The organism is Vibrio bivalvicida (assembly GCF_001399455.2).
Classification (GTDB): Bacteria; Pseudomonadota; Gammaproteobacteria; order Enterobacterales; family Vibrionaceae; genus Vibrio; species Vibrio bivalvicida.
Map to the genome: position 1 here is coordinate 1 of NZ_LLEI02000042.1, position 12,891 is coordinate 12,891.

At 43.4% G+C, this 12,891-nt stretch carries 4 protein-coding genes; all 4 read right to left on the reverse strand.

From position 1 onward, the window contains the following. Positions 1-146: 146 nt before the first annotated feature. Entirely contained in the window at positions 147-458 is a 312-nt protein-coding gene (locus APB76_RS14345) for a hypothetical protein (RefSeq protein WP_054963609.1), read from the reverse strand. After that, positions 455-9,316: a two-partner secretion domain-containing protein gene (locus APB76_RS14350; RefSeq protein ID WP_054963610.1), complete on the reverse strand. Its 8,862-nt coding sequence runs from the start codon at positions 9,314-9,316 to the stop codon at positions 455-457. Before APB76_RS14350 ends, APB76_RS14345 begins: the two co-directional genes overlap by 4 nt. A 16-nt stretch (positions 9,317-9,332) precedes the next feature. After that, positions 9,333-11,012: a ShlB/FhaC/HecB family hemolysin secretion/activation protein gene (locus APB76_RS14355; protein ID WP_054963611.1), complete on the reverse strand. Its 1,680-nt coding sequence runs from the start codon at positions 11,010-11,012 to the stop codon at positions 9,333-9,335. Positions 11,013-11,487: 475 nt separating this feature from the next. Continuing rightward, complete coding sequence (fabV, locus tag APB76_RS14360; protein WP_049846887.1) at positions 11,488-12,690, reverse strand: enoyl-ACP reductase FabV; 1,203 nt, start codon at positions 12,688-12,690, stop codon at positions 11,488-11,490. Positions 12,691-12,891: the final 201 nt, after the last annotated feature.

Consider the following 12,891-nt stretch of genomic DNA (forward strand, 5'->3'; position numbering starts at 1 on the left):
AGAACTGAACAGTATTGGGCTATTATGTATTCTCACCTAATTAAGCAACAAAGCCTTCTGTAGGTGGATTGGGTGGGTGTGGGAAGAGGGATGCCACTCGGATGAGTGGCATCTGTGAGGAAACAAACAAAAATAATAACAGTGATCTAGGTCTGCGCATTCCTTTTATGGTGCTTTAGCTGGTTCTTGGCTATTTTAGTTAGCTTCGCTAAAGCTTTATCCCACTCTTGAATCGATTTATAAGAATGACATTTCCCTGCTACCGATAGATCCCCCCATGCTTTAGGGTGACAGTATCCTATTATACTTTGAGCAGCAGCAGTTTTCTTTTCTCTTTCAACTGAGTTTAGCGCTTGCCAAAAGCTCTTAAGCCTTTGACTTTCTAAATTAAAACCAGCCTCATCAAAAGCTCTTACGATCTCATTTACAATCTCTTCATTGTGTTTATTTATACTCATTTTGCTTCACCATCTCGTTTTACATCGCCATTTGTGACAACCTGATTACCTCCACCTATGGCATTGTCATGTGCCCATGATTGATCTTGCTGACCTTTGACCTTACCTTCCAACAAAACTTGGTCACTGCCCAACGAAACGTTATGTTCAACTTCTGCGGTATTAGATTTCGGTAAAGCTAATTTTTCTATTCTTTCAGTTGGAGTTGAACCTGCAGACTCCCTTGTGACAAAACGTCCACTACCGCTCCCTGTAGTAGTTTCTGTTATGACAAACTGATCTCCTTCTTTACCTGCAATCGCTTTTATTTGCCCGTCAAAGCTTGTGACCGTGTCATTAGCTTGTGCAGGGGTTGCACCTCTCTTCTCTAACAACTGTCTTGCATTATTATTAGTAATACTGACGCCATTGTTTAAAGTTTCAGCGGTATCTGGTAGATCTGTTTTATTCCTTTGATTCTTTCCTATCAGTTGTAAAATATCAACTTCACTTTCAACTATTGAAGTATTAGGAGGACCCTGCCCTAGATTATTAGGATTTTGCCCTGAACTAGTACCATTCTGATTACTTTCATCTCTCTTAACATAGCTACTATTAGTATCGATTTTAGGTTTAAGTGCATCGTTCTTTCCCATAGAAATAGATGGTTGAGCTAAATCATCACTCACACCACTATTATCATTATATTTATCAATTTTACCTGGTAACTTAATATTGGAAGGGTTAGATGCTACCTTAGAGCTCCCTGCCGCCGCACCAAATCCAGCAGATGCATAACCCATTATTTTAAGAAAATGCTCTACATTCGTAGCTTCCAAGTCAACAGCGTCAGCAATCACTTTTGAAGTCTGAGCCAATGCGAAGTTATCTAAATCCGAGACATTATCGTCACTTGTATAAGTGAAAAGTGGTTTTTCTTTATCATTTATTATATTGGCAGCGACAAATACCTGTTCTTTAACAGATTGAGCCTGTAACAATGCTCTTGCGTCTTTATAGTTGGCCCCTTCTTTCTCAAGACTTTCAAAATACGCTCTTTTTTCACTTCCCAGAGCAAACTCTTTGGAACAATTAATCAGTGAGCAACCAGCCGCCAATAGTTCATGCTCTTTGTTCTTATCTCCACCAGCTAGCTTCGTAATGATTCCTTTTTCAGCTGGTGTTGGTAAACGATCCCACTTCTGTGCATCCGGTCTAATTAAGCTGAACTCATTGGTATTAGCTTTAACTGTTTCACTACTACTTGTCCCATTCTGAGTATTCCAACCTCCAAAGCCACCTTTGCCTAGATTGCTGAAGTTAAATGACAAGTAACCTTCAACATCGTCACCCACTAGGTTTGAATACTCCTCGCGGTTGGCGACGTAGTTTTCACCTTGATTCTTCGGTGCATTAGCGGCATCAATCATGTGAGAAGATTCATTACCAACAGTGTTTACGGCATCCTCTAATCGACTATGCTCACTATCATCAAAGTAAGTAACACCTTCTACAAAAGCACCTTTCTGACCAATATCAGCCAGTTTTACCTCAGATGGTTTAATACCAAATTCAGCTGCAATATGATTCGTTAATGCCTGATAAGCTGCCTTTTTCTCAGCTGGTGTTGCTTTCGGATCATTAATTACTGTCGCATGCTCACTGTTAGCTTCCGTCGTTAAGAACTCTTTTGTTGCATCAAAATACTTGTTCTTAGTATTTAAGTGATCAAAAAAGCCAGATACACCTTGTTCTTTATCTCCAATTAAACCAACACTATCTTCAGAAGCAGTTTCAACAACGGCATCGCCAATTAACTCCGTCCGCTTGAAGTCTTCCTTAATATCCGCCCTCCCATCTTCGGTCAGCAAACGGTGATCCAAAGTAACATCTATATCCCCCTGCTTACGGTCAACAGTAAACAAGTCCTTTTCGGTATGCTCGGTGTCGCGATTTAGGGCGCTGGTGTCGTGGGAGTTTTCTGAGTCCGCGATGGTTAACTGACCTTGACCTATTGTTGCTAGCGTCTTGGACTTGCTGTAACCAGACGTGTTCTTGTATTGAAGAGAAGTAGAGTTATTGGTTGAATCCAGCTCACCGTCATTTACTCCGACACTAGTGTTTAACCCCAAGCTTCTATTTTGGTTGTAACTGGTGTTCGAAAGATCTGCGTAAGTGAGTGTTCCAGTAGTAAGGTTCAGTTTTTCGCTATCTTGTCCATTCTCGTCTGTAGTCGCAATCAGCGCCCCTTTCACATCGGTATTGTTTGCTACAGTGATGTCTGCGGAACCACCTGAGTTTAGGCTAGTCAGTACCGTTTGTTTGGTACGTGTTCGACCATTGGACGCGTTAATCCCTCCATTGGCTCCTGCTAGATCACCAGCTCCGTCCATATTTTTTAAAGTGCCTTGAGGCTGCTTCTCATTCTTTCCGGCAGTTTGACCGCCTGTTAAAGAAATCCCCCCACTTATGCCCATTCCTTTATGGCTAGAGCTATGACGATCCTGTACGGAAGCAACATTCAAATCACCACCAACATCAACAGTTAAACTTTCATTAGCTGCGACTGTCGCCCCTTTAATATTGGTATCTTGATTTGACGTAATGGTGATGTTGTCTGCATTAAGCTGACTATTGTTATGCGTTATGGAAGAAGAAGTGCTCTGATTGCGATCATAGCTGGCATTCAGGTTAATGCCTGAAGACGCGCCATAAACCGTCATTGAAGCGCCGATTTTGCCCGATTGAGTCTCAGACTTACTATTATGAGTATCTTGCGATGAGGTTATGTTGACTTCGTTCGCGGCAATTTCAAGATTGTCGTTAGCGGCTATACTAGAACCACTTATGTTGGCTTGGTTACCCTCACCTTCCCCAGCGCGAACAATTACGTTTTGCCCGCTTAATTGTGATCCTACCGATGTCGTCTGTTGAGAGCTAGCCTTAGTCTTACTCGCTTCAATATCTAGGTGCAGGCCTGCGTTAAATCCATAAGTCCCCGTGCTTTGAGCTGCGGCGACCGTTTGCTGAACTAACAATGTCGTCTTTGACGCAACATCTTCAGTCGCTAGCGCTACACCAGCTACGTACCAAGATTCGTCACTTTTCACTTCAGAAATAAGATCTTGAAGCTCTTCAATATCCTCAAACAAGACTCCTGGCTTTTTAGCTTTATACTCTTGTTCAAGCGTTGCCAATGTCGTCTGTAAAGAATCAAGACCCTTTTTATACTGCTTAAAATCAGCTTTCGCTTGTTTGAGTTTTTTAGTCGCTTTCTTCAACGCTAAAGCCGCTTTCGCTACTTCAACTGCTTGATGCTGAACGACAATACTCGCTTCCGCTTTACCATGAATTTCTTCACGTTGCTCACTTAGCGTATCAACCGCTTCTTTTATCGTGACATCTTCTTTAGCAGTTAAACTCAAGTCACCTTGGTTATTTTGGTCAGCATCTGAAGCAAGCATTGAGCCCTCTACCAGTATGGACGACTCCGCCTTGACCGCTATGTCATTTTGAGCACTCACCACACTGCCTTTGTGATTCAACGCGTCACTTTGCTGTTTGACTTTGTCGTAAGTCGCCTCACCTAGAGATACTTTAATCTGACCATCTTCAACGCTCGCACCATCCAAGCCATCGCCTAAACTGATGGAGAGCTTCTCTTCGCTTTCAAACTTTTTAGTCATTTCCTTAGCGGCTAGAATCTCGACGTCGCCCGTATCAGCGGTCAGGCTAACATTGTGGTCAGCATTCAGCTCAGAGCCAACGACTTTGACCGAACCACCGTTAACAGTAAGGCTACCACCTGATTGAATTGAGCTTGATTGAGCCGTGGAGGTTTCTTCACCTTGGCGCTTTTTCTCCATCTCAAACAGATTACCACCACTTAGGAATGACATTTTTTCATCCCACTGCTGGCTCTTCTTAAGCACGTCGCCCGCTGCAATCAACACGTCTTCTACGGCATTGAGGTTAACCTCTCCGCCACTGGTCACTTCACTGGCGATGACCCCAATATCTTTACCTGCGTTGATCGATGTATTACCTGAGTTAATCAGATAACTACTGTTCAACAAAGTGGCATCTTCAAGGGTGCCTTTATTGCGCTTGCTTAACCCACCAAAACCTTTCTTGATGGTTTCATGGCGTTCAAACGTTTTGTATGTTTGGGCTGCGAGCTTGACATCACCATCGGCAGATAGAGTCACTTCATTGTCAGCATTAAGCGCTGAACCAATAATATTGATATCACTATCACCACCAGCCGTTACTACTGAATCTAGGTTCTGAGCTTTGATAGAGATGCTATCACCTGCCGAAATAGAACTGCCTTTGACCGCTTCTCGGTAAGTTTCATTAATGGTTGTTTTACTGCGGCCAAATGATTTTTTGGTGACTGTTTTATCGTAGTGGTAGTGGCTATCATTGACGGCGAGGATAGATACATCTTCTTTGGCTGAGATATCCACCGAGTCTGTTGCTGAAACTGAGCTGCCTGATACTGTAGCTTTGCCACCTGAGTTCATAGAAACACTTGAACCACTCAGCGATGAACCTTGGTGCTGAGTGCTGCGATTAATGTCAGTACGATACGCATTCGATCGATGATCAGACTGTTTGTTTAACGCGGTCTGAATCGTGATATCGTTTTGAGCTTTGAGTGAAAGGTTACCTTTTGCGTTAGCTTCACTTGCGGAGATAGTCAGGCTATTGCCTGCATCCAATGCTAGGTTGCCACCGGAAGCAATAGATGATGCCAACTGAGTTGTTTTACTCTCACTAACACGCCCACGTCTAGAACGAACATCATAGCTTTGCGTATTCTCTTTCGAGTCAACAATGATGTTCTCACCCGCTTTAATGCTCACGTTCCCTGTCGATGAAATGGTAGCAGCACTATTTTCTACGTTTTTGCCTACTTCAATAGACAGTTCACCGTTTGATGTTACCCGTGCTGTTTGCCCGATATCAGTAAATATACCCGAATTGTTCCCCAAACTCGCACTGGTCTTGGTCACCTTTGTCTCATTGATAAAGCTGCCATCGGTGCTACGAATCTCAATCTCTTGGCCTAGAATATCCCCGCTGATATTGGTCACATCATTTTTTGCTGTTAGGGATACCTTCCCGTTGCTGGCAATTTTTCCTCCAATATTGGTGATTGAATCCCCACTATTGATGTCTAATGATTTATCTGCACTCAGAACACCAGAGTTTTCTAAACTACCTCCATTGATTTCAACATTTTCCGCGGCGATCAGGGCCCCAGACTCAACATGATTAAGCGTTGCACGGGCTAAATAAAGTTTTGGTGCGAGTACTTTTTGACCGTTAACTTCAACCTCTTCATACCACACCATATCATTAGTGAGCTGCGCCGTTTGCTCAGGGGTCAACGCGACACCGACCGATAATTCCAGCGCTTGCTTTTGTTCCCCTGCAGAATCCAAAAGCTGCTGCATTTGCTCAAGCTGGCTGCCTACTTCGCGATTGAGGAACTGTTTTCCAGTTTGCTCAAATATAGCTTGGCTAATCAGTCGATTATCATAGAAAGCATCCCCTAAAAACTTGACGTTTTTCTCCGGATTGAATCCTACTTTAGATAGGAAGTAGTCAGAGCCTAGAAACTCTTCCATATTAGTGAGCGCCGGATTGGTCTCGATTAAATATTTTCCACTAGGATCCGGTGAAATAACGAATAATCCATTTGGGCTAGTGGGGAAGACAAATTTAGGAAAAGCAACGTTGCTGGTGTCTAAGTAATTTACATCAAAGCCAGCAACAGATGAAGTGTCTGAAGTTTGCTTTGGTTGAGACGCCGCTTTGGTTGGTGTTACCGCAGTTGCGTTAGCTTTGAGTGTTGAATTATTGACCTTGTTAGTAACGTTGAGAGTTAAGTTGTTGGTCGCTGTAATTGAGGAAGATAATTTTTCTGATACACCCGTTTTTACTTTTCTAACACCAACTCTTTCAAAAGTTGGTTCACTAAACCACGACTTCTGCGAAGCTTGCCCTACTTGGTGCTCGTAATCATAATACGTTGTGTACTCGTAAAAGTCGTAGCCCTTATTGACCAAAGAGCCTGACGAAATATCAACATTGCCCCCTGAAATCTGACTGCCATCGTTTAGAATCGATAGACTCTCCAGTTTTATAATTCCTAGTCCTACAATTCTCCCAGCTTGAGTACTTCTACTTAGCTTTAGTCCCTCTCTCAAAACCACTACACTAAAAGTGCTACCACTGGTAACATAATACTCAGGCCGATAACGTGGATGGTGCCTTTGGCTTCCACAATGTTGATAGCACTCCATAGAGTATTTATATGCGGGCTGGTGTTTTGTTCCTTTGGCATTGAAAAGCTTCGTATACACAGAACGCTTATCGACTATAGAAGAATTCTCCGCCGTAAGGTTTGTTCTTTTGTTAATTATCGTATCAGCATAAATCCCAATATCCCCTCCCAAAGATTCAATCGTGCCGGAGTTATTGGTCACACTTGTATTTCTTTGTTTGCCGGAGTTGCGAGCAATCAATAAGTTGTTACCAGCAACAATATCCGCAGTATTATGTAGGCTGTCTGAGTAAAGGTATGCGTTGTTTCCCGCATAGATTACTCCTTGGTTATTAATTGCTCCCACACTAGACAATGTTCCATCACCAAGCGCGACAATGCTACCTCGATTCACTAGTGACGAGACGGTAAGGTTGAACGCGTCTAACGCCTGCAGTGTTCCAGCATTAGTTAGTTCATTCGCTGTTATGGTAGTCTTATTGCCCGAGACAATTCCTGACGAAGCATTGTTCAGCTTTTGTTTCACATCGAGATGCGTATCGGTACCAGATTTAATCTGACCTTTGTTGCTCAAAGTATTGGTAGTAAGAGAAAGTGCTTTCCCTGCTAACAGCTTAGCGTTGTTTGTTACATCTCCCGTGGCACTAATACGTAAATCACCTTGAGCAACTATGTCGCCTGAAGAGGTTAATGAGGCAGCATCTATGTCTAAGCTTTCCTGACTGGCAATGGTTCCATTCTGCTCCACACTAGCGGTACTCTGAACGGATATACTTCCGCCTTTTATTTGACCATTGTTGGTCAATTCTCTTGTATTGATAGAAGCATGCTCTGCAGATAATACTTGAGATGGAGCGGCAATTAGCACCTTTTCAGTTGACTCTATCTCGATCTGCTTTGCTTTAATCACACCTTCAGATTGAAGATCTTTACCCTGTAAGAGCACTTTCCCCTGAGAGCTTATTGAGCCTGCAAGTTTCTGATTATCGCTTATCAGCGATAAATCACTATCCGCCGCAATTGAACCCGTTGCACTTTGCTTGAGATCTTTGGCATTTAAGGTGGCACTACCTTGCGTCGATAACACACCATTTTGTTCTAAGGTGTGAGATTGAAGATTTAGGTGACTTGTAGCTGCTATCTTGGCGTCTTGTGCAATCGTTAATTTACTAACGCTATGGGCAGAGACTGTGTCACCTGTAATCGTTGTCTGGATATGGGCGTTGTCCGATGACACAGCAACGCGATTAGCTTGTATCGAGCCCGAACCTGCTAAGGTCATCTCTGCACCTGTGATATTCAGATTATTTTTTGAATGTACTTGACCATTATTCTTCAGTGAAGACACGCTATTCAAAGTCGCATGACGAGCTTTAATTCCGCTATTCGAATCTAGACTTAACTGGGCAGCCTCACTAGTCAACTCTCCGTGAGAAGACAATTGACTTTCTTGCAAAATCAACTGTTTCGATTTGATATTTAATACGGCGTTTTGGCTAGATGTGCCATTCTTGCTCAATCCGCTGATAAGATTACTGTTCTCTGCGATCGTACTTTGCTCGGCATCTAGTGAAACGACGTTACCACCTACGATCGTTGCATTCGTCAACTTGACGTTATTCGCCATAGCAGAGTAGCGGTTATCTGCCACTTGCTTGCCTGTGAGTTCAAGTTTATTCGTCCCCTGAACCACAATGTCACCCACACTGTTAGCCGCAGCTAATTGGATTGTCCCATCTGCCGTCAGGACGATATCACCACCATTCGCGACTAAATTACCGACGTTAACGCCCACCCCATCTTCAGTGGCAACCAAAGAAATTCGGCCAGCATACATACCGCCAAGAGAAGAAGAATCTATCGCTAATTTGGGCTTATTAGTGGCGCTGCCTGCAGGTTTCTCTGTCGCTTTATTCGTTTGATACTCGACCTTGTTTAAACCGGTAACCATGGATAAATCGTTAGCATGGATGTTGGCATTGATTTCCGCCGTGCGGCTAATAATGTCGAAATACGTTTGACGAGTCGCATCTAGCCCAAGACCTTCTATAGTGACACTGCCTTCAGCAACATCAAATCCACTCACCAAGCCATTTTGAATCTCTGGTGTACCCGTTGAAAAGGTGACTCGAGGCGTATTGATAAACCCGCATCCATCACATGTTATCCCGTATGGGTTGGCTAAAATTACATTCGCCTGCTGACCAAATACCTCGGTATAACCTTCTAGCTGGCTTCGGTTTGCACCCGTCACTTCATTCAGTATGACATTGGCTGCCTGCCCCTTGAGGTTAGGGTTGTTTTGAAGTAATCCACCGAGTTGAGATTGCGCAAGCTGAGCAGTCGAGTTGTTTAAGATCAGTCCGGAAGGGTCAACATTGAACTGCTGATATTTGTTGTGAGATAGACCTTGGCTATTCGGAGTAGCAATGTTGATGACTTCAACACCATTACCTGCAGCAGTTTTACTTGTGTTTCCTGAATTACCGTCGATGACCACGTTGGCAAAAACAGGTTGCAGAGTAATCACACCACATAAAGCATACGTCAGGCACACCTTGCCTAAAGTGAGTTTCTTATTCATTTAGCCAACCTGTATTTTATATTTTTAAGTCAATTCGGTAGTACACAACAAAGTCGTCTTTTTTTAGCCTTGAAGGCGCAGCGATAGGCAACCCCAATGTGAAGGAGCTAGACGCGTGTTTTTGTGATGTTCTTAAGGCGAAGCTGGAACCCATCAAAGAGCCACCTTCGTATTGATCTGCCGAGTCCTCGGCAATGCTACCCGTGTCAACGGCTACCTGAGCAGAAATGGCACCAACGTATGGCCACTGCCCAATTTGATAAGTCACATCGTTACGCCAGTAATAGCCCTCATCTCCAGAAAGTGAAGTCCCTTTGAATCCACGTACCGAGTATTCACCACCAATACTCACTCTCTCACTGCCATACAAGGTGTCATTGGTCCACTGACCAAACAGTGTTGAAGTCAGAGTCAAATTAGGTGTCATTGGATAGGTATAACTGCCTGTCAGCATGCCTTTACGAAACTGTGCTTTCGCCACACTAGGATCACCGGATAGGTTTTCTTCCCCCCCGAACCAGTCAGTTCCTATCGAGATACTCGGAGAGACAGTCAGAAACCCCTTTCCAATCCGGGTGCTGTGCTCCCAAGCGAGGTTCAAAGCTGATAAATTACGAGAACTAGCATCAACCAAATTGCCAAGGATGTAGTTCTTCTCACGACGATGACTCGCAGTGAGTTTTAGCGCTGACTTGCTCGTACCATCTCTAAAAAATAACCATTTAGTATCTAGGTAGTGGCTGTTGGTTTTTCCGGTCGAGTCGAAGGTAAAGCCTGAATTTGAGAAGGTAGTTTTGTATGTACTGTATGAGGTTCTGTAGCCAACATTCCAATAACCGACTGGGATATCGACACCTAAGTACAAGCTGTCTGACTGTTTGGAATCGACAAAAGCAGCACTTTGTGTGGCTGACAAATTCCATTTATCTAACCACTTAAAGAAATTTTCTCCAGACACACTAAGAACAACTTGCTCTTCGCCTGTTGATTCCTGACCACTATTGTTGAAACCCACTCCGAGTGTACCAAGTTTGCCTAAAGGGGTTTGCAGATCGACCACAGAGTAGTCTTGCTTAGAGGAAGGGAGCAATTTGATTGTCGCATTATAACGAGACAATCGGTTAATTTGGTCAAGACCTTGCTCAATATCCCTAAGATTTAAAATCGAATCAGCAATCATTGGAAACGCCATATGTAACCACTGACGCTCTTCGCCATTCAAAAGTACTTTTTCCACCTTCCCTTCGAGGATCACGATCTTCAAAGTGCCACTAGAAAGATCTTGAGGTGTCATGAATGCACGCGACGTCACATAACCCGCTTCAATATAATGGTTGGAGATAAGCCTTAGATACTCATTAATCTGTGTAAGAGTAATACAGCCAGGTTTAAACTTGGAGATACGCTTTAGTGTGCTGTCACCAAAGACATTATTGCCAGAGAAAGTGATTGCTTTTATTTGAACACATGCGCCATCAGTTGTTTTATCGGATTCAGGGATCACTTTCGATGGCACCAAATCTTGAAGTGACTGGTTGCTTTTCTCTAAAGACTCGAGCCGTTCCTGCTGTTTTCTTTCTATATCTTGAGTTGCAAGCGGCCCTAAAGGTGTATTCGCAAGAGCGGAGTTATCCCAAGTTAGGAAGACGAATAAGCACAATAAATGAGAAAGTTTAAATGGACGTATAAACAGCATACGAAAACACCAATAAGAACCAGAATGGGATTCTCATCCCAAACATTTATAAATTTGAGACAACATTTATCATACATAAGAATATTAATACACCGAAAATGCATTCACAGGACCGATACTTTAGTGATATCACGAAAACAACCACCAATTAAGATGAGATCTATCAATATAGGAAGACAAAAGCTGGAGAGCTGGAGAGCTGGAGAGCTGGAGAGCTGGAGAGCTGGAGAGCTGGAGAGAAAATTAAAGGGTTGGCACATTGTGTCAACCCTTTGTTTTTTATGTCATCCTCAAGAGGGAGGCACGACTGAGTTGGGGATCTCTTGAAGCAAGTAGATAACTGATTGAGACTTCCTACTCGCTCCTTCGTCAGTCTATGGAATGACCGAGTAATGCACGGGGTTCATCTCGAAGGGCGAAGCCCGATCTCGTTTTCCACAAGCGAAGCGTTCCATAGATAGGACGCAGTCCGCTATTAGATCGCGATGAAATCTGCTTTGTAATCTGGGTTTACGTCAGCTTCGTAGTCTACGCCTTCAACACCAAAGCCGAATAGCTTCAAGAACTCTTCTTTGTACTCAACGTAGTCAGTTAGCTCTTTTAGATTTTCAGAAGTAATTTGAGGCCATAGGTCACGACAGTGTTGCTGAATGTCGTCACGCAGTTCCAGATCATCTAGACGCAGACGGTTTTTATCATCCACTTCTGCTGCGCTGCCATCTTCTTTGTACAAGCGCTCGCTGAACATGCGGAAGATCTGCTCCATACAGCCTTCGTGTACACCCTCTGCACGCATCTTCTTAAATACCATTGCAATATACAAAGGCATTACAGGAATAGCAGAACTTGCTTGAGTAACAACAGACTTAAGTACCGCTACGTTTGCCGTGCCACCTGTTACAGAAAGCTTGTCGTTTAATGCCGTCGCTGCACGGTCTAGGTCCATTTTCGCTTTACCTAGCGCACCATCCCAGTAGATTGGCCAAGTCAGCTCAGTACCAATATAGCTGTATGCTACTGTCTTACAGCCGTCAGCCAGTACACCCGCTTCAGAAAGCGCATTGATCCAAAGTTCCCAATCTTCACCGCCCATTACAGTCACAGTGTCTTTGATCTCTTCTTCAGTTGCAGGCTCTACGCTTGCTTCGATGATCACGTCTTTGTTTGTGTCAACGGCTGTAGAAGTGTAAGTCTCGCCGATTGGTTTTAGTGATGAACGGATTAGTTCACCCGTTTCTGGTAGTTTACGTACTGGAGAAGCCAGTGAGTAAACCACCATATCAATTTGACCTAGGTCTTCTTTGATTAGGTCGATTGTCTTTTGCTTAGCTTCGTTAGAGAAAGCATCTCCATTTAGGCTTTTCGCATAAAGGCCTTCTTCGCGCGCTAGCTTTTCAAACGCAACTGAGTTGTAAAAACCCGCTGTGCCTGGTTTTTTCTCTGTGCCTTCTTTTTCAAAGAAAACACCAATAGTTGAAGCACCGCCACCAAATGCCGCAGCGATACGAGAAGATAGACCGTAGCCACTTGAAGCACCAACAACAAGTACACGCTTAGGTGCGTCTTTGATTGGGCCTTGTGCTTTTGTGTAAGCAATTTGTTCTTTTACGTTAGCTTCACAACCCACAGGATGCGTTGTGGTACAGATAAATCCACGAATTCTAGGTTTGATGATCATATTCAACTTCCTTTAAAAAACCTCGCTAGGATAAAAGGTTCATCTGAAGATCGCATCTAATTTCTGTAAAAATATCGTGAAAATGTAAGTGGTTGGAGCACTTACATACTCCAGAGAGATCTAGAGCAAAAAAGAAAGGCACCCACTGGCTAATGCCAGTCAGTTAAGCTGACTGGCTTTTTTCTTATTAGGGTATTTTTT